Origin of the sequence: Streptococcus mitis (assembly GCF_047462815.1) — a bacterium.
Classification (GTDB): Bacteria; Bacillota; Bacilli; order Lactobacillales; family Streptococcaceae; genus Streptococcus; species Streptococcus mitis_DO.
Genome location: NZ_JASHFB010000014.1, coordinates 19,911 through 39,352, shown reverse-complemented (window position 1 = coordinate 39,352; position 19,442 = coordinate 19,911). Strand labels below are relative to the sequence as shown.

17 protein-coding genes are annotated in these 19,442 nt (G+C 40.7%); 14 read left to right on the top strand and 3 right to left on the bottom strand.

The features are described from left to right. The first annotated feature begins 94 nt into the window (after nucleotides 1-94). From QM865_RS08065 to QM865_RS08015, 11 genes are all read left to right on the top strand, one after another. Nucleotides 95-598 carry a phosphatase PAP2 family protein gene (locus QM865_RS08065; protein ID WP_414306409.1) on the top strand — a complete coding sequence of 168 codons (504 nt, stop codon included), beginning with the start codon at nucleotides 95-97 and terminating at the stop codon, nucleotides 596-598. A gap of 219 nt (nucleotides 599-817) precedes the next feature. Continuing rightward, nucleotides 818-1,264 carry a LytTR family DNA-binding domain-containing protein gene (locus tag QM865_RS08060; RefSeq protein WP_000776605.1) on the top strand — a complete coding sequence of 149 codons (447 nt, stop codon included), beginning with the start codon at nucleotides 818-820 and terminating at the stop codon, nucleotides 1,262-1,264. A 4-nt stretch (nucleotides 1,265-1,268) separates the two neighbouring features. After that, nucleotides 1,269-1,943, top strand: a complete 675-nt coding sequence (locus QM865_RS08055) for a LiaF transmembrane domain-containing protein (RefSeq protein WP_414306408.1) — start codon at nucleotides 1,269-1,271, stop codon at nucleotides 1,941-1,943. Nucleotides 1,944-2,048: 105 nt separating this feature from the next. Beyond that, a complete protein-coding gene (gene rpmB, locus QM865_RS08050) occupies nucleotides 2,049-2,237 on the top strand; it encodes a 50S ribosomal protein L28 (protein ID WP_001140948.1) in 189 nt (62 codons plus the stop codon). Between the two features lie 156 nt (nucleotides 2,238-2,393). After that, complete coding sequence (locus QM865_RS08045) at nucleotides 2,394-2,759, top strand: Asp23/Gls24 family envelope stress response protein (protein ID WP_000216442.1); 366 nt, start codon at nucleotides 2,394-2,396, stop codon at nucleotides 2,757-2,759. A gap of 2 nt (nucleotides 2,760-2,761) precedes the next feature. Continuing rightward, the gene (locus tag QM865_RS08040; RefSeq protein ID WP_414306407.1) at nucleotides 2,762-4,429 is read left to right on the top strand and encodes a DAK2 domain-containing protein; all 1,668 of its coding nucleotides are present in this window, start codon (nucleotides 2,762-2,764) and stop codon (nucleotides 4,427-4,429) included. 200 nt (nucleotides 4,430-4,629) lie between these two features. After that, nucleotides 4,630-6,330: an acetolactate synthase large subunit gene (locus QM865_RS08035; RefSeq protein WP_261068653.1), complete on the top strand. Its 1,701-nt coding sequence runs from the start codon at nucleotides 4,630-4,632 to the stop codon at nucleotides 6,328-6,330. Then, nucleotides 6,323-6,799, top strand: a complete 477-nt coding sequence (ilvN, locus tag QM865_RS08030) for an acetolactate synthase small subunit (RefSeq protein WP_001253803.1) — start codon at nucleotides 6,323-6,325, stop codon at nucleotides 6,797-6,799. Before QM865_RS08035 ends, ilvN begins: the two co-directional genes overlap by 8 nt. 65 nt (nucleotides 6,800-6,864) lie before the next feature. Further along, nucleotides 6,865-7,887 (top strand): ketol-acid reductoisomerase, encoded by a 1,023-nt coding sequence (gene ilvC, locus QM865_RS08025; RefSeq protein WP_000290683.1) that lies wholly within the window; start codon nucleotides 6,865-6,867, stop codon nucleotides 7,885-7,887. Between the two features lie 114 nt (nucleotides 7,888-8,001). Then, complete coding sequence (gene ilvA, locus QM865_RS08020) at nucleotides 8,002-9,252, top strand: threonine ammonia-lyase IlvA (protein ID WP_000952975.1); 1,251 nt, start codon at nucleotides 8,002-8,004, stop codon at nucleotides 9,250-9,252. An 830-nt stretch (nucleotides 9,253-10,082) separates the two neighbouring features. Further along, a complete protein-coding gene (locus tag QM865_RS08015; protein ID WP_001130036.1) occupies nucleotides 10,083-10,298 on the top strand; it encodes a hypothetical protein in 216 nt (71 codons plus the stop codon). Nucleotides 10,299-10,541: 243 nt separating this feature from the next. Here QM865_RS08015 and QM865_RS08010 read toward each other — a convergent pair whose 3' ends face one another. Further along, nucleotides 10,542-11,282 (bottom strand): amino acid ABC transporter ATP-binding protein, encoded by a 741-nt coding sequence (locus QM865_RS08010; RefSeq protein ID WP_000189477.1) that lies wholly within the window; start codon nucleotides 11,280-11,282, stop codon nucleotides 10,542-10,544. Beyond that, nucleotides 11,282-12,847 (bottom strand): ABC transporter substrate-binding protein/permease, encoded by a 1,566-nt coding sequence (locus QM865_RS08005; protein WP_414306406.1) that lies wholly within the window; start codon nucleotides 12,845-12,847, stop codon nucleotides 11,282-11,284. The genes QM865_RS08010 and QM865_RS08005 overlap by 1 nt, the downstream gene beginning before the upstream one ends. A gap of 138 nt (nucleotides 12,848-12,985) precedes the next feature. On the opposite strand from QM865_RS08005, the gene QM865_RS08000 reads away from it, so the two are divergent. Beyond that, complete coding sequence (locus QM865_RS08000; protein ID WP_414306405.1) at nucleotides 12,986-14,875, top strand: DUF2207 family protein; 1,890 nt, start codon at nucleotides 12,986-12,988, stop codon at nucleotides 14,873-14,875. A 47-nt stretch (nucleotides 14,876-14,922) separates the two neighbouring features. Further along, nucleotides 14,923-15,768 carry an undecaprenyl-diphosphate phosphatase gene (locus tag QM865_RS07995; RefSeq protein ID WP_203175561.1) on the top strand — a complete coding sequence of 282 codons (846 nt, stop codon included), beginning with the start codon at nucleotides 14,923-14,925 and terminating at the stop codon, nucleotides 15,766-15,768. A 32-nt stretch (nucleotides 15,769-15,800) separates the two neighbouring features. Here QM865_RS07995 and dinB read toward each other — a convergent pair whose 3' ends face one another. Further along, nucleotides 15,801-16,862 (bottom strand): DNA polymerase IV, encoded by a 1,062-nt coding sequence (gene dinB, locus QM865_RS07990; protein ID WP_153192601.1) that lies wholly within the window; start codon nucleotides 16,860-16,862, stop codon nucleotides 15,801-15,803. A gap of 238 nt (nucleotides 16,863-17,100) precedes the next feature. Here dinB and pflB point away from each other — a divergent pair, with 238 nt between their 5' ends. Next, on the top strand, nucleotides 17,101-19,416 hold the full coding sequence (gene pflB / locus QM865_RS07985; RefSeq protein ID WP_049532477.1) for a formate C-acetyltransferase: 2,316 nt from the start codon (nucleotides 17,101-17,103) through the stop codon (nucleotides 19,414-19,416). The last annotated feature ends 26 nt before the right edge of the window (nucleotides 19,417-19,442 follow it).

Below are 19,442 nucleotides of genomic sequence, written 5' to 3'. Positions count from 1 at the left end.
TCGAAAGAAGGCTTGACGGCCTTCTTTTTCTGCACTATACTAGAAGACAAGTGCTTCCCTATAAGCAAAATTTGAGTAAGTGATGAGAAAATATATGAAGAATTATCAAGAATGGTATGACCACATTGCTGGTAAGATTGAAAATAAGCCCTTTCTTCTGAGCTTGTTAAGAACTTTCAATCGGTTCATGACGGTAGTTATGCCTATGATTTATCTAACCTTGTTAGCAACTACCTATCTCCAACAAGGACTTGGGAAACAGGTCGGGATCTATTTGTTTATTCCAGCGTTAGGTTTTGTGATTTTGTCCTTTCTTCGTAAGAAAATCAATGCTCCTAGGCCTTATGAAGTTTGGGAAATTGTACCGCTACTTGACAGAGATAGTCCTGGTCAGTCTATGCCCAGTCGTCATGTCTTTTCAGCAACCATTATCTCCATGGCCTGTTTCCATGCTTGGACTTTGATCGGAATAATCTTGCTTATTTGCTCAGGACTCTTAGCCTTGGTCCGAGTCCTAGGTGGCGTTCATTATCCCAAGGATGTCTTGGTTGGTTATGCTTGCGGACTTGTGTGGGGTGTGCTTTTCTTTCTATTTTGACCTGTAAGTTAATACTCAATGAAAATCAAAGAGCAAACTAGGAAGCTAGCCGCAAGCTGTACTTGAGTACGGTAAGGCGACGCTGACGTGGTTTGAATTTGATTTTCGAAGAGTATAAGGCGGTCCTAGAACCACTTACGTGCCTAAAGTAACCACTTGCTTTTTTGCTCTTGTTTTCTTATTTTGGCTTTGATATAGTAGAGTCAGAAAGGAGATGGAATGAAGTTACGAATCGAGATTGACAGCAATTTAGAGGAAACTGAAATTGTCATCAAGGCAGCGGCTTTGACAGATGAGATTGCGGATTTACAGCGGCTCTTGCAAGAATCCAAGTCTCCTCGGTTGATTTTTTACAAGGGGACGGGTGAATATTATCTGGACTTATCGGAAATTCTCTTCTTTGAGACGGAAGGTAGCAAAATTTATGCCCATACTCAGAAAGATGCCTACGAGGTTCGGCTTAAACTCTATGAGTTAGAGGCTATCCTTCCTCGCTATTTCAGTCGGGTATCCAAGTCAACTATTGCTAATATTCGGCAAATCTATTCGGTGGACAAGTCCTTTTCAGGAACGGGGACCATTTCCTTCTATCAGACCCACAAGGAGGTTCATGTCTCACGGCATTACCAATCCCTCCTAAAAGAAAATCTAAGAAACATGAGGTAAGAAGATGAAAAAGAAAGCATTTGGTATTGTGTTGCTAGTTTTGGCAGCTGTAATATTACTACAAGGAAATTTTGGAATCCCTTCTCTGGGGGGGCAAATTTGGCCCTTGATTGGTATTGCTTTTTTTGCCTACCAATCAGTTGGAGCTTTGTTGCGTCTCCACTTAACTTCAGCCTCTTTTACAGCTTTAGTAGCCTTAATGATTGCTAACCACTTTTATGATATTTTACCGATTCCAAATCAGTCACTATTCTGGGCTAGTATTTTAATCGTACTGGGTGTCAACGCACTTACTCATTCTAACAGAACTTGGAATGGGAAAAAATGGTGGTATGATGGTGAAAAGACCATTCTTACAGATAAGGAAGTCGCTTTTGGGACTGGGACTTTCTACAAGCAAAACCAAGAATTGGTAGAAGACCAAGTAGAAGTTGGTTTTGGCAATGCTAAGATATATTACGACAATGCAGAGATTTTAAGAGATACTGCAACCCTGAAAGTAGAAGTTGGTTTTGGCAATGCAGTTATCTATATTCCCCAACATTGGCGAGTGGATTTGAAGGTGGAAACTTTCTGTGGTGTAGCCAAGGCAGACACTTCTCTAGCTCCAACCAGTAAAACTTTGATTATCCGTGGAGATGTGGCTTTTGGAAAGTTGGGGATTGTCTACGTTAAATAAAAAAATCTTCCAATTCCCTTGCAAAAATGAAGAAAGTGTGATAACATAGTACGGTATGTGGTGCTAGCACATCCGCTATATTAGATCTAATAGGAGGAAAACACAATGGCTAAAGTATGTTACTTTACAGGTCGTAAGACTGTATCAGGAAACAACCGTTCACACGCGATGAACCAAACAAAACGTGCCGTAAAACCAAACCTTCAAAAAGTTACTGTTCTTATCGATGGTAAACCTAAAAAAGTTTGGGCTTCAGCTCGTGCTTTGAAATCAGGTAAAGTTGAACGCGTTTAATAATAAAAGCAAAGGAGACCTTAGGGTCTTTTTTCTTTTATTGTGGGTATAAAATCATTTGAAAAACGGAGTAAATATCCGCTGATACAGTATTCTGCTTTTACACTTGGGCTGAAATATGATAAAATAGAGTATCAACTAGTTGAGGTAAAAAGGATGACTGTAAAAATTAATACAAAAGATGGTCAAATCGAACTAACAGATGAAGTGATTGCAACTGTCGTAGGCGGTGCAACAACTGAGATTTTTGGTGTGGTTGGTATGGCTAGTAAAAATGCCCTCAAAGATAATTTCCAAGCTCTGCTAGGTAAGGAAAATTATTCCAAAGGTGTCGTCGTAAAGGCGGCCGAAGATGGCAGTATTGCAGTTGATGTATATACCGTGTTGAGCTACGGAACAAAGATTAGCGAAGTGTCAAAAAACATTCAAGAGCGTGTTCGTTTTAGTTTGGAAAACCAACTTGGAATTACTGCTCAGACTGTAAATGTCTACATTCAAAATATCAAAGTTGTAGGAGAATAACCGTGTCAAAAATTACTACTAGCTTATTTCAAGAAATGGTGCAGGCTGCATCAACTCGCTTGAATAAGCAAGCTGAATATGTCGATTCATTAAACGTCTTTCCAGTTCCAGATGGAGATACTGGTACAAATATGGGAATGACCATTGAAAATGGTGCTAAGGAAGTTGCAGACAAACCAGCTTCTACTGTTGGAGAGGTAGCAAGCATTCTTGCTAAAGGGCTTTTGATGGGTGCGCGTGGGAACTCAGGAGTTATTACGTCTCAGCTTTTCCGTGGATTTTCACAAGCCATCAAGGATAAAGACGAGTTAACAGGTCAAGACTTGGCCCTTGCCTTCCAATCAGGTGTGGAAGTTGCCTATAAGGCTGTTATGAAACCAGTTGAAGGAACGATTTTGACAGTTTCGCGTGGAGCTGCTATCGGTGCTAAGAAAAAGGCTGAGCAAACAGATGATGCTGTTGAGGTAATGCGTGCAGCCTTGGAAGGTGCTAAAACCGCTCTAGCTAAAACGCCAGATATGCTTCCAGTCTTGAAGGAAGTTGGTGTTGTGGACTCAGGTGGTCAAGGACTGGTCTTCATCTATGAAGGTTTCCTTTCAGCCCTTACTGGCGAATATATTGCATCTGAGGACTTTGTAGCGACTCCGGCCAACATGAGTGAAATGATCAATGCAGAACATCATAAGTCTGTAGCTGGTCATGTAGCGACTGAGGACATTACCTTTGGTTACTGTACTGAAATCATGGTAGCTCTTAAGCAAGGTCCCACCTATGCTAAAGATTTTGACTACGACGAGTTCCGTAACTACTTGAATGAACTTGGGGATTCTCTCCTTGTTGTCAATGATGATGAAATTGTCAAAGTCCATGTCCATACAGAAGATCCAGGTCTTGTTATGCAAGAAGGCCTCAAATATGGTAGCTTGGTCAAGGTAAAAGTTGATAATATGCGTAACCAACACGAGGCACAGGTTGAGAAAGAAGCTGCTCAAGTTAGCAAGCCTGCTGAAGAAAAAGAGTATGCTCTGATTGCTGTAGTGGCTGGTAAAGGTCTAGCAGATATCTTCCGTTCTCAAGGTGTGGATTATGTTATCGAAGGCGGTCAAACCATGAACCCTTCAACAGAAGACTTTATCAAGGCTGTTGAACAGGTCAACGCTCGTAACATCATCTTCCTGCCAAACAACAAAAACATATTCATGGCAGCTCAATCTGCAGCAGAAGTTTTGGAGCAACCAGCAGTAGTGGTGGAAGCTCGCACTCTTCCTCAAGGTTTGACAAGTCTTCTTGCCTTTGATCCAAGCAAGTCCATCGAAGAAAACCAAGAGCGTATGACTGCTGCTCTTAGCGATGTCGTTAGCGGAAGCGTCACAACAGCTGTTCGTGATACAACCATTGATGGCTTAGAAATCCATGAAAATGATAATCTTGGTATGGTGGATGGGAAAATCCTCGTGTCAAACCCTGATATGCACCAAACTTTGACAGAAACATTGAAACATATGTTGGATGAAGATAGTGAAATCGTAACCTTCTATGTCGGTGAAGACGGAAGCGAAGAACTTGCCAATGAAATTGCTCAAGAAATCGCAGAAGAATTCGAAGACGTTGAAGTCGAGATTCACCAAGGTCAACAACCTGTTTACCCATACCTATTTAGTGTAGAATAAGATTAATGAAGGACTGAGAAATCAGTTCTTTTTTATTGTTTAGTAAATGAAATCGATATCTTTTTAATAAAAACAAAAATAACATTCATAAATAAACGTTAAAATAGAAAATTCAGAAAATTTCTTCTTTTGTCTTGAAAAATTTTGAAAAAGTGGTATGATAGTAACAAGTTATTTTTAAGAGGAAAGAAAGGGGAACAATGGAGAAAATCAGTTTAGAATCTCCTAAGACGGGGTCGGACCTAGTTTTGGAAACACTTCGTGATTTAGGAATTGATACCATCTTTGGTTATCCTGGTGGTGCAGTCTTGCCTTTTTATGATGCGATATATAATTTTAAAGGCATTCGCCACATTCTAGGGCGCCATGAGCAAGGTTGTTTGCATGAAGCTGAAGGTTATGCTAAATCAACTGGAAAGTTGGGTGTTGCCGTCGTCACTAGCGGACCGGGAGCAACAAATGCCATTACAGGGATTGCGGATGCCATGAGCGATAGCGTTCCCCTTTTGGTCTTTACAGGGCAGGTAGCGCGAGCAGGGATTGGGAAGGATGCCTTTCAGGAGGCAGACATCGTGGGAATTACCATGCCAATCACTAAGTACAATTACCAAGTTCGTGAGACAGCTGATATTCCGCGTATCATTACGGAAGCTGTCCACATCGCGACTACAGGTCGACCAGGGCCAGTCGTCATTGACCTACCTAAAGACGTATCTGCTTTGGAAACAGACTTCATTTATTCACCAGAAGTGAACCTACCAAGCTATCAACCAACTCTTGAGCCAAATGATATGCAAATCAAGAAAATCTTGAAGCAATTATCCAAGGCTAAAAAGCCAGTCTTGCTAGCTGGTGGTGGAATTAGTTATGCTGAGGCTGCGGCAGAATTAAATGAATTTGCAGAACGCTATCAAATTCCAGTGGTAACCAGTCTTTTGGGACAAGGAACGATTGCAACGAGTCACCCACTCTTCCTTGGAATGGGAGGCATGCATGGGTCATTCGCAGCTAATATTGCCATGACAGAAGCTGATTTTATGATTAGTATTGGTTGCCGTTTTGATGACCGCTTGACAGGAAATCCTAAGACCTTTGCTAAGAATGCCAAGGTTGCTCACATTGATATTGACCCTGCCGAGATTGGCAAGATTATCAGTGCAGATATTCCTGTAGTTGGAGATGCTAAGAAGGCCTTGCAAATGTTGCTGTCAGAACCAACAGTTCATAACAATACTGAGAAATGGATTGAAAAAGTCACTAAAGACAAGAACCGCGTTCGTTCTTATGATAAGAAAGAACGTGTGGTTCAACCGCAAGCTGTTATTGAACGAATTGGTGAATTGACGAATGGAGATGCCATTGTGGTAACAGACGTTGGTCAACACCAAATGTGGACAGCTCAGTATTATCCCTACCAAAATGAACGTCAGTTAGTGACTTCAGGCGGTTTGGGAACGATGGGATTCGGAATTCCAGCAGCAATCGGTGCTAAAATTGCTAACCCAGATAAGGAAGTAGTCTTGTTTGTTGGGGATGGTGGTTTCCAAATGACTAACCAGGAATTGGCTATTTTGAACATTTACAAGGTGCCAATCAAGGTGGTTATGCTGAACAACCACTCACTCGGAATGGTTCGCCAGTGGCAGGAATCCTTCTATGAAGGTAGAACATCAGAGTCAGTCTTTGATACCCTTCCTGATTTCCAACTGATGGCACAGGCTTATGGCATTAAAAACTATAAGTTTGACAATCCTGAGACCTTGGCTCAAGACCTTGAAGTCATCACTGAGGATGTTCCTATGCTAATCGAGGTAGATATTTCTCGTAAGGAACAGGTGTTACCAATGGTACCAGCTGGTAAGAGTAATCATGAGATGTTGGGGGTGAAGTTCCATGCGTAGAATGTTAACAGCAAAACTACAAAATCGTTCAGGAGTCCTCAATCGCTTTACAGGTGTCCTATCTCGTCGTCAGGTTAATATCGAAAGCATTTCTGTTGGAGCGACAGAAGATCCGAATGTATCGCGTATCACCATTATTATTGATGTAGCTTCACATGATGAAGTGGAGCAAATCATTAAGCAACTCAATCGTCAGATTGATGTGATTCGTATTCGAGATATTACAGACAAGCCTCATTTGGAGCGAGAGGTGATTTTAGTTAAGATGTCAGCGCCAGCTGAGAAGCGAGCTGAGATTTTAGCGATTATTCAACCTTTCCGTGCAACAGTGGTAGACGTAGCGCCAAGCTCGATTACCATTCAGATGACTGGGAATGCTGAAAAGAGTGAGGCTCTATTGCGAGTCATTCGACCATACGGTATTCGCAATATCGCTCGTACGGGTGCAACTGGATTTACCCGCGACTAAAAATCCAACTTAAATTTGTTAAACCAGCCTAAAAGGTAATAAATAATAGAAAAGAGAGAAAAACTATGGCAGTTCAAATGGAATACGAAAAAGATGTTAAAGTAGCAGCACTTGACGGTAAAAAAATCGCCGTTATTGGTTATGGTTCGCAAGGACATGCGCATGCTCAAAACTTGCGTGATTCAGGTCGCGATGTCATCATCGGTGTACGTCCAGGTAAATCTTTTGATAAAGCAAAAGAAGATGGATTTGACACTTACACAGTAGCAGAAGCAACTAAATTGGCTGATGTTATCATGATTTTGGCACCAGACGAAATCCAACAAGAACTTTATGAAGCAGAAATCGCTCCAAACTTGGAAGCTGGAAACGCAGTTGGATTTGCTCATGGTTTCAATATCCACTTTGAGTTTATCAAAGTTCCTGCGGATGTAGATGTCTTTATGTGTGCACCTAAAGGACCAGGACACTTGGTACGTCGTACTTATGAAGAAGGATTTGGTGTACCAGCTCTTTACGCTGTATACCAAGATGCAACAGGAAATGCGAAAAACATTGCTATGGACTGGTGTAAAGGTGTTGGAGCTGCTCGTGTAGGTCTTCTTGAAACAACATACAAAGAAGAAACTGAAGAAGATTTGTTTGGTGAACAAGCTGTACTTTGTGGTGGTTTGACTGCCCTTATCGAAGCAGGTTTCGAAGTCTTGACAGAAGCAGGTTACGCTCCAGAATTGGCTTACTTTGAAGTTCTTCACGAAATGAAATTGATCGTTGACTTGATCTACGAAGGTGGATTCAAGAAAATGCGTCAATCAATTTCAAACACTGCTGAGTACGGTGACTATGTATCAGGTCCACGTGTCATCACTGAGCAAGTTAAAGAAAACATGAAAGCTGTCTTGGCGGACATCCAAAATGGTAAATTTGCAAATGACTTTGTAAATGACTATAAAGCTGGACGTCCAAAATTGACTGCTTACCGTGAACAAGCAGCTAACCTTGAAATTGAAAAAGTTGGTGCAGAATTGCGTAAAGCAATGCCATTCGTTGGTAAAAACGACGATGATGCATTCAAGATCTATAACTAATTGATAGAAATCAAGTTGAAGGCGAGTTGGGGGGACCTAACTCGCTTTTATAATCAATTCATCTCTCTTTTTAGAGGAAGGATTGTGATAGTATGAATAGTCTAGGAGAAAAAGATGTTAAGTTCAAAAGATATCATCAAGGCTCACAAGGTCTTGAACGGTGTGGTTGTGAATACCCCACTGGATTATGACCATTATTTATCGGAGAAGTATGGTGCTAAGATTTATTTGAAAAAGGAAAATGCCCAACGTGTTCGCTCTTTTAAAATTCGTGGTGCCTATTATGCTATTTCTCAGCTCAGCAAGGAAGAGCGTGAGCGTGGGGTAGTCTGTGCCTCTGCAGGAAATCATGCGCAGGGAGTTGCCTATACTTGTAATGAGATGAAAATTCCTGCTACTATTTTTATGCCCATTACTACTCCGCAACAAAAGATTGGGCAAGTTCGTTTTTTTGGTGGGGATTTCGTGACCATTAAACTAGTTGGAGATACCTTTGATGCTTCAGCTAAAGCAGCTCAAGAATTTACAGTCTCTGAAAATCGTACCTTTATTGATCCTTTTGATGATGCCCATGTTCAAGCTGGTCAAGGGACAGTTGCTTATGAGATTTTAGAAGAAGCTCGAAAAGAATCGATTGATTTTGATGCTGTCCTGGTTCCTGTTGGTGGTGGTGGTCTCATTGCCGGGGTTTCTACCTATATCAAGGAAACAAGTCCAGAAATTGAAGTCATTGGGGTAGAGGCTAATGGAGCACGTTCCATGAAGGCGGCCTTTGAAGCTGGTGGGCCTGTTAAACTCAAGGAAATTGACAAATTTGCGGATGGGATTGCTGTACAAAAGGTAGGTCAATTGACTTATGAAGCAACTCGTCAACATGTTCAAACCTTAGTAGGTGTCGATGAGGGATTGATTTCTGAAACCTTGATTGACCTCTACTCTAAGCAAGGGATTGTTGCAGAACCTGCTGGAGCGGCTAGTATTGCTTCTTTAGAAGTTTTAGCTGAATATATCAAGGGGAAAACCATTTGTTGTATCATTTCTGGAGGAAATAATGATATCAACCGTATGCCAGAAATGGAAGAACGTGCCTTGATTTATGATGGTATCAAGCATTATTTTGTGGTCAACTTCCCACAGCGTCCAGGGGCTTTGCGTGAGTTTGTAAATGATATCCTGGGACCAAATGATGATATCACACGTTTTGAGTATATCAAACGAGCTAGCAAGGGTACAGGCCCAGTCTTAATTGGGATTGCCTTAGCAGATAAGCATGATTATGCAGGTTTGATCCGTAGAATGGAAGGCTTCGATCCAGCTTATATTAACTTAAATGGTAATGAAACGCTCTATAATATGCTTGTCTGAGGACTAATAAAAAAATATCATATTATTTGCACAACTGATGTATAGGTGTTATAATGAGGGTGAAGAAAGGGGGCGATTCCTATGGACTTAGGAAATCTATCGTGCTATTTCTACTACAACTCACTATAGCACCTATTATTTTTGATTCTGTTTATATTAAGGCGACAGAATTACTTACTATATATAAGGAAATTTTTTGAAATCCTCAATTGTATAGATCCCTAATTTGAATTTTCACTAAATATAATAGGAGTCAGAAAAAATAATCAATGTTTGTGAAATGGTTGCTAGATGAGTTGGCCGAAAAAACTCGTGAGATAAACAATAGTGCTAGACATGAAACAGCTAGTGATACTGTTTTTAAATGACTAGCTGGAAAGCGGGTATGTAATCAGAAGGTGCAAGATTGGACAATGTAAGTAGTACCGGTTGTGAAACGAATAAGATATAGATAAGGACAGGAAAGGAACCAAAGAAGGAGAAAGAAAACGGAATGGTTTAGAGATAGTGTGGAGTGAAAGACTATCTTTAGTGGACTTGTTGATTTAAAAGGAATATATAGAATGAAATAGTAAATCCTGTCTATCCTATTGAGAAACTGGTATTCAGTATACATGAATATTTTTACAAGTTTAAAGTTTAATAATACAATTGTTTTTTAGGAGCGTACTATTGGGTTATAGTAAGTAAAAACCTATATATTATCGGCTTTAAAAAGGAAGTAAGAAGATTCGAAATCATTTGTTTTATTGAATATATGTTTTTTTATTGACAAAAGACATAAAAACGTATAGAATAATATAACGTAAAGAAGAAAATAGGAGAAGAACATGGCTAAGTCAAACTTTGAAAAAGTAGAATCAGTTGTTGGCTGGGTTCGTGATAAGAAAATCACAGGCTACCGTATCTCTAAAGAAACGAATGCGCGTGAAATGTCTATCATTGCTCTAGCGCAGGGTCGTGCAAAAGTAAAAAATATTTCATTTGAAACAGCTCTAGGTTTAATTGATTTCTATGAAAAAAATCATGAAAAATTTGAAGATTAATCTTTGGATAATGGCGGATTCTTGAATAAGGTCTGCCTTTTCATTTTGATACTCAATGAAAATCAAAGAGCAAACTAGGAAGCTAGCCGTAGGCTGCTCAAAGCACTGCTTTGAGGTTGTAAATAAGACTGACAGAGTCAGTAACATATACCTACGGAAAGGCGAAACTGACGTGGTTTGAAGAGATTTTCGAAGAGTATGAGGACAGCAAAAAGACTGCACGATTGATGCAGCCTTTTCTTTTTATTTGAGATAGCGTTGAAGGAACTCTTTTGTACGGTCTTCTTTAGGATTGGTGAAGAGGTCTTCTGGTTTGCCTTCTTCAGCGATTACACCCTTATCCATGAAGATAACACGGTGAGAGACATCACGGGCGAATTCCATTTCGTGGGTTACAACAATCATGGTCAAGCCTTCCTGAGCCAAATCTTGCATGATTTTGAGGACTTCACCAACCATTTCTGGGTCGAGAGCTGATGTTGGTTCATCAAAGAGAATAGCGTCCGGATTCATGGAGAGGGCACGAGCGATGGCTACACGTTGTTTTTGACCACCTGAGAGTTGTTTCGGTTTTGCTTGCCAGTAGCGTTCTCCCATGCCGACCTTTTCAAGGTTTTCTTTGGCAATCTTTTCAGCTTCTGTACGTTCGCGTTTAAGGACAGTCGTCTGAGCGACAATTGTGTTTTCAAGTACGTTAAGATTTTCAAAGAGGTTAAAGGATTGGAACACCATCCCCAACTTTTCACGGTATTGCGTGAGGTCATAGCCTTTTTCGAGAACGTTTTGTCCATGATAAAGGATTTGTCCATCAGTTGGAGTTTCAAGTAGGTTAATGGAGCGTAGGAAGGTTGATTTTCCGCTTCCAGAGCTTCCGATGATAGAGATGACTTCTCCCTTGTGGACAGTGAGTGAAATGTCTTTTAGCACTTCGTTTTGTCCATAGGATTTTTTGAGGTGTTTAATTTCAAGGATTGCTTGTGTCATTATTTCAAATCCTCCGTTTGCATTTGGTTAGCACCTGTAGTATAGGTATCCATGTCCATGCGGCGTTCGATGAAGCGTAGGATACGTGTTATGGTGAAGGTGAGGACAAAGTAAATCACGGCGATGATTGTAAATGTCTGGAAGTATTGATAGGTTTGCGTTGCCACGGTATTTCCTGAGAAATAAAGTTCAACAACAGAGATAACGTTCAATACAGATGTATCTTTGATATTGATGACAAATTCATTACCAGTTGCGGGTAGGATGTTACGAACTACCTGAGGTAGGACAATCTTACGCATGGTTTGGTTATGAGTCATACCAAGAGCAGTCGCAGCTTCAAATTGGCCCTTGTCAACTGCCAGGATACCACCACGGACGATTTCAGTCATGTAGGCACCGGTGTTGATCGAAACGATGAAGATAGCAGCTAGTGTACGGTCAAGGTTGATCCCGAAAGCTTGGGCAGTTCCATAGTAGATAACCATTGATTGAACAATCATTGGTGTACCACGGAAAATTTCAATGTAGACATTGAGAACCCATCCGACTAGTTTTTGCAGGCCATAAATGGCTTTGTTTTCAGAGAGAGGAGCAGTACGGAAGACACCAATCGCAAGACCGATAATGAGACCTATGATGGTTCCGACGATAGAGATTAAAAGAGTGATACCAGCACCGCGCAAAAGTTGTTGCCAGTTTTCAGAAAGAATTTTAGCGACTTGGTTAAAGAAACTACTGCTAGTCTCTTCAGTTGTTGTAGCTTCGGCAGGTTGCTCCTTGATCATACGGTCCATCAAGGCAACTTGGTCATCTTTAGAAATGGTTTCAATGCTGGCATTGATTTGGCTAATACGAGTGTCATCTTTACGAAGTCCAATGGCAATAGCAGTATCTTCTTCTCCTGTCTTGAAACCTGGTTCTACTTGGACCATCTTGAACTTAGAGTTAGCAGCTTCGGCAGTCAGAGCTTCTGGGCGTTCAGAAACATAGGCATCAATGACACCAGCCTCAAGAGCTTGGCGCATTTGAGCGAAGTCTCCCATAGCTGTTTCTTTTTTAGCGCCTGAGATTTGTGAGATCAAGTCATAAAGGTAAACACCTTGTTGAGAAGTGATTTTCGCACCATTAAAGTCATCCAAAGATTTAGCATTTGCATAGGCAGAATCTTTTTTGACAAGTAGGACAGGCTCGCTAGTGTAGTAGCTGCTTGAAAAGGCGATTTCTTGTTTGCGTTCAGCGGTTGGACTCATACCTGCGATAATCATGTCAATCTTACCGGAAGTAAGGGCAGGGACTAGACCTTCCCACTTGGTCTTAACAACCAAAGGTTCTTTGCCTAAGTCCTTAGCGATTTTCTTGGCAATTTGGACATCGTATCCATTGGCATACTGGTTGGTTCCATCGATTTTGACAGCTCCATTGCTATCATCATCCTGGGTCCAGTTAAAGGGAGCATATGCTGCTTCCATCCCGATGCGTAAATATTCATCAGCTTGAGCAACATTGACAAGTCCTAGCATCAGCAAGAGACTTGTGAAAATAGATAAGTATATTTTTCTCATGATTTCTCCTATTTCTAATCTATTAAAAAATAACTGTCTCCTATTTTATCGAAAAAAACTCTATTTTTCAATATGGGTAAGCCCTTACTTGAGAAAAAATGATATAATGATAGCAAAGATAAAAAGGGGGCTTGTTTGATGAAAAAAACTTTTTTCTTACTAGTGTTAGGCTTGTTTTGCCTTCTGCCACTCTCTGTTTTTGCCATTGATTTTAAGATAAACTCTTATCAAGGTGATTTGTATATTCATGCAGACAATACGGCAGAATTTAGACAGAAGATAGTTTATCAGTTTGAGGAGGACTTTAAGGGCCAAATCGTGGGACTTGGACGTGCTGGCAAGATGCCTAGCGGATTTGACATTGACCCTCATCCAAAGGTTCAGGCATCGAAAAATGGTGCTGAACTGACAGATATTACTAGCGAAGTGACAGAAGAAGCGGATGGTTATACTGTCAAAGTCTATAATCCAGGTCAGGAGGGTGACACAGTTGAAGTTGACCTTGTCTGGAACTTAAAGAACTTGCTTTTTCTTTATGATGATATCGCTGAATTAAATTGGCAACCTCTGACAGATAGTTCAGGGGCTATTGGAAAGTTTGAATTTCGTGTAAGGGGAGATAAGGGGGCTGAAAAACTCTTTTTCCATACAGGGAAACTTTTTAAAGAAGGAACGATTGAAAAGAGTAACCTTGATTATACTATTCGTTTAGATAATCTTCCGTCTAAGCGTGGAGTTGAATTGCACGCCTACTGGCCTCGAAGTGCTTTTGCTAGCGATACGGATCAGGGCTTGAAAGGGAATCGTTTAGAGGAGTTTAATAAGATAGAAGACTCGATTGTTAGAGAAAAAGAGCAGAGTAAACAACTCGTTACTTGGGTGTTTCCTTTGATACTTTCCATTTCCTTGTTATTGAGTGTCTGCTTCTATTTTATTTATAGAAGAAGGACCACTCCTTCAGTCAAATATGCCAAAAATCATCGTCTCTATGAGCCACCAATGGAATTAGAGCCTATGGTTTTATCGGAGGCTGTCTACTCGACCTCCTTGGAGGAAGTGAGTCCCTTAGTCAAGGGGGCTGGCAAATTCACCTTTGATCAACTGATTCAAGCTACCTTGCTAGATGTGATAGACCGTGGGAATGTTTCTATTATTTCAGAAGGAGATGCAGTTGGCTTGAGGCTAGTAAAAGAAGATGGTTTGTCAAGCTTTGAGAAAGACTGTCTAAATCTGGTTTTTTCAGGCAAAAAAGAAGAAACTCTTTCCAATTTGTTTGCGGATTACAAGGTATCTGATAGTCTTTATCGTAGAGCAAAAGTCTCTGATGAAAAACGGATTCAAGCAAAGGGGCGTCAGCTCAAATATTCTTTTGAAGAAGTATTGAAAGAGATGCAAGAAGGAGTGAGAAATCGAGTTACCTTCTGGGGGCTTCCGGATTATTATCGTCCCTTGACTGGTGGAGAAAAGGCCTTGCAGGTGGGGATGGGACTCTCCACTATCTTGCCCTTATTTATTGGATTTGGTTTGTTCTTGTACAGTTTAGATGTTCATGGCTATCTTTACCTCCCCTTACCAATACTTGGTTTTCTAGGTTTGGTTTTGGCTGTTTTCTATTATTGGAAGCTTCGATTAGATAATCGTGATGGTGTTCTGAATGAAGCAGGAGCAGAGGTCTACTATCTCTGGACCAGTTTTGAAAATATGTTGCGTGAGATTGCACGACTGGATCAGGCAGAATTGGAAAGTATTGTAGTCTGGAATCGCCTCTTGGTTTATGCGACCTTATTTGGCTATGCGGATAAGGTCAGTCATTTGATGAAGGTTCATCATATTCAAGTGGAAAATCCAGACATTAACCTCTATGTAGTGTATGGCTGGCACGGTATGTTTTATCATTCAAGCGCGCAAATGAGCCATTATGCCAGCATCGCAAACACAGCAAGCACCTACTCCGTATCTTCTGGAAGTGGAAGTTCTGGTGGTGGCTTCTCTGGGGGCGGAGGCGGTGGCAGTATCGGTGCCTTTTAAAGAGAGCTAAAATATGCTATAATGGAAGATAGAAAAAGGAGTAATCTATGTATCTTATTGAAATTTTAAAATCTATCTTCTTCGGGATTGTTGAAGGAATTACGGAATGGTTGCCGATTTCCAGTACAGGTCACTTGATTTTAGCAGAGGAATTTATCCAATACCAAAATCAAAATGAAGCCTTTATGTCTATGTTTAATGTCGTGATTCAGCTTGGTGCTATTTTAGCAGTTATGGTGATTTACTTTAACAAGCTCAATCCTTTCAAACCGACTAAGGACAAGCAGGAAGTTCGTAAGACTTGGAGACTGTGGTTGAAAGTTCTTGTAGCTACTTTACCTTTACTTGCCGTCTTTAAATTTGATGATTGGTTTGATACCCACTTCCATAATATGGTTTCAGTTGCTCTCATGTTGATTATCTATGGGATTGCCTTTATCTATTTGGAAAAGCGCAATAAAGCGCGTGCTATCGAACCAAGTGTGACAGAGTTGGATAAGCTTCCTTATACGACAGCTTTCTATATCGGACTCTTCCAAGTTCTTGCTCTTTTACCAGGGACTAGCCGTTCAGGTGCAACGATCGTCGGTGGTTTATTGAATGGAACCAGTCGTTCTGTTGTGACAGAATTTACCTTCTATCTAGGGATTCCTGTTATGTTTGGAGCTAGTGCCTTAAAGATTTTCAAATTTGTGAAAGCAGGACAGCTCTTGAGCTTTGGGCAATTGTTCTTGCTCTTGGTTGCGATGGGAGTCGCCTTTGCAGTCAGCATGGTCGCTATTCGTTTCTTGACAAGTTATGTGAAAAAACACGACTTCACTCTTTTCGGTAAATACCGTATTGTACTCGGTAGTGTCTTGCTACTGTATAGCTTTGTTCGTTTATTTGTATAAGAAAAACCTTGAAGGGTAAGCTCTTCAAGGTTTTAAAATCCAGTCACGGTAATCCCCAACAGGCGGACACCTCTTTCTTTCTCATCTAACTCTTCATATAGTTGCAGGGCTATTTGGCTTATCTGACTAGCATCCTGTGTTTTTTGAGGCAGACTTTTTCGTTTGGTAAGAGTTGAAAAGTCCTCGTAGCGGATTTTCAAAATGACAATTTTACCAGCTTTTTCTTGCTGACTGAGATTGAGAGCGACTCTTTCTGATAGGAGAGCCAGCTCTTTTTTGATATCTTCCTCGGCACGGAGAATCTTTCCATAGGTTTTTTCCTTGCCGATTGATTTACGGATGCGATTGGATTTGACGGGGGAATTGTGAATACCACGAGCCTTTCGATAAAGGTCATAGCCCAGTCTGCCAAAACGGTCTATTAGAGTCACTTCAGGGATTTCAAGTAGATCAGCGCCGGTAAAAACGCCCATTTGATGAAGTCTTTCCACCGTCTTTTTTCCTACTCCATGAAACTTGGAAATATCCATTTGTGTGAGGAAATCCTCAGCCTGGTCAGGCAGAATCACCGTCAGACCATGTGGCTTTTGATAATCACTAGCCATTTTAGCTAAGAATTTGTTGTAAGAAACGCCAGCGGAAGCAGTTAGATGGAGTTCTTGCCAGATATCTTTTTGAATAAGGCGGGCAATTTTGACCGCTGACTTGATGCCGAGTTTATTTTCTGTTACATCCAAATAGGCTTCGTCAATGCTCATGGGTTCAATCAAATCTGTATAACGCTTAAAGATAGCTCGAATCTGGAGTCCCACAGCTTTATATTTTTCATAATTTCCTGAGATAAAAACAGCCTGGGGACAACGTTCGTAGGCTTCTTTAGAACTCATGGCTGAATGTACACCAAAAGCTCGCGCCTCATAGCTACAAGTAGAAACGACACCACGCCCACCTGTTTGCCTAGGGTCGCTTCCGATAATGACAGGTTTTCCTCTGAGTTTAGGATTATCCCTGATTTCTACCGCAGCAAAAAAGGCATCCATGTCAATATGGATGATTTTTCTTGACAAATCATTTAACAAAGGAAAAATCAACATGCCTAGCCCCCTTTTTACCGCTTATTTTCTTTTATTATACCCTTTTTTCTGAAAAAAAGAAAAAAGGACTTTATTTTTTCAAAAATATACTACAGTTTGGGATAAAACGCAGACTGTTTTAGAAAAGAAAGTGTAAAAATAGGGATTTACCACTTGTTGAAAACGATTACTGTATGGTATACTTATCTCATGAATGTAACAGATGGCTGTTACTAGAAAGAAAAAAGAGGACATTAACATGGTTGTTAAGACAGTTGTTGAAGCACAAGATATTTTTGACAAAGCTTGGGAAGGCTTCAAAGGCGTAGATTGGAAAGAAAAAGCAAGTGTATCACGCTTTGTACAAGCTAACTACACACCTTACGATGGAGACGAAAGCTTCCTTGCAGGACCAACAGAACGTTCACTTCACATCAAAAAAATTGTAGAAGAAACTAAGGCACACTACGAAGAAACTCGTTTCCCAATGGACACTCGTCCAACATCTATTGCTGACATTCCAGCAGGATTTATCGATAAAGAAAATGAAGTTATCTTCGGTATCCAAAACGATGAACTCTTCAAATTGAATTTCATGCCAAAAGGTGGTATCCGTATGGCTGAAACTACTTTGAAAGAAAATGGATACGAACCAGATCCAGCTGTTCACGAAATCTTTACTAAATACGTAACAACAGTTAACGACGGTATCTTCCGTGCTTACACTTCAAACATCCGTCGCGCTCGTCACGCTCACACTGTAACTGGTCTTCCAGATGCATACTCACGCGGACGTATCATCGGTGTTTACGCACGTCTTGCTCTTTACGGTGCAGACTACTTGATGCAAGAAAAAGTAAACGACTGGAATGCAATCGAAGAAATCGATGAAGAAACAATCCGTCTTCGTGAAGAAATCAACCTTCAATACCAAGCATTGCAACAAGTTGTTCGCTTGGGTGACCTTTACGGAGTTGATGTTCGCAAACCAGCGATGAACGTTAAAGAAGCTATCCAATGGGTTAATATCGCTTTCATGTCTGTCTGCCGTGTTATCAACGGTGCTGCTACATCTCTAGGTCGTGTGCCAATCGTATTGGACATCTTTGCAGAACGTGACCTTGCTCGTGGTACATTTACTGAATCAGAAATCCAAGAATTCGTTGATGATTTCGTTATGAAACTTCGTACAGTTAAATTTGCTCGTACAAAAGCTTACGACCAATTGTACTCAGGTGACCCAACTTTCATCACAACTTCTATGGCTGGTATGGGTAACGACGGTCGTCACCGTGTTACTAAGATGGACTACCGTTTCTTGAACACTCTTGATAACATCGGTAACTCACCAGAACCAAACTTGACAGTTCTTTGGACTGACAAATTGCCATACAACTTCCGTCGCTACTGTATGCACATGAGTCACAAACACTCTTCTATCCAATACGAAGGTGTGACAACAATGGCTAAAGACGGATATGGTGAAATGAGCTGTATCTCATGCTGTGTGTCTCCACTTGACCCAGAAAATGAAGAACAACGCCACAACATCCAGTACTTCGGTGCGCGTGTAAACGTATTGAAAGCCCTTCTTACTGGTTTGAACGGTGGTTACGACGATGTTCACAAAGACTACAAAGTATTTGACATCGAACCAATCCGTGACGAAGTTCTTGAATTCGAATCAGTTAAAGCTAACTTTGAAAAATCTCTTGACTGGTTGACTGACACTTATGTAGATGCTTTGAATATCATCCACTACATGACTGATAAGTACAACTATGAAGCTGTTCAAATGGCCTTCTTGCCAACTAAACAACGTGCAAACATGGGATTCGGTATCTGTGGATTTGCTAACACTGTTGATACATTGTCAGCTATCAAATACGCTACAGTTAAACCAATCCGTGACGAAAATGGCTACATCTACGATTACGAAACAATCGGTGAATACCCACGTTGGGGTGAAGATGACCCACGTTCAAACGAATTGGCAGAATGGTTGATCGAAGCTTACACAACTCGTCTACGTAGCCACAAACTTTACAAAGACGCTGAAGCTACAGTATCACTTTTGACTATCACATCTAACGTTGCTTACTCTAAACAAACTGGTAACTCACCAGTCCACAAAGGTGTATACCTCAACGAAGATGGTTCTGTGAACTTGTCTAAACTTGAATTCTTCTCACCAGGTGCTAACCCATCTAACAAAGCTAAAGGTGGTTGGTTGCAAAACTTGAACTCACTTTCTAGCCTTGACTTTAGTTATGCAGCTGATGGTATCTCATTGACTACACAAGTATCACCTCGCGCTCTTGGTAAGACTCGTGACGAACAAGTTGATAACTTGGTAACAATCCTTGATGGTTACTTTGAAAACGGTGGACAACACGTTAACTTGAACGTTATGGACTTGAACGATGTTTACGAAAAGATCATGTCAGGTGAAGACGTTATCGTACGTATCTCTGGATACTGTGTAAACACTAAATACCTCACTCCAGAACAAAAAACTGAATTGACACAACGTGTCTTCCACGAAGTTCTTTCAATGGATGACGCATTGAGCTAATCAAGTTCTTAAATAATGAAAAGGAA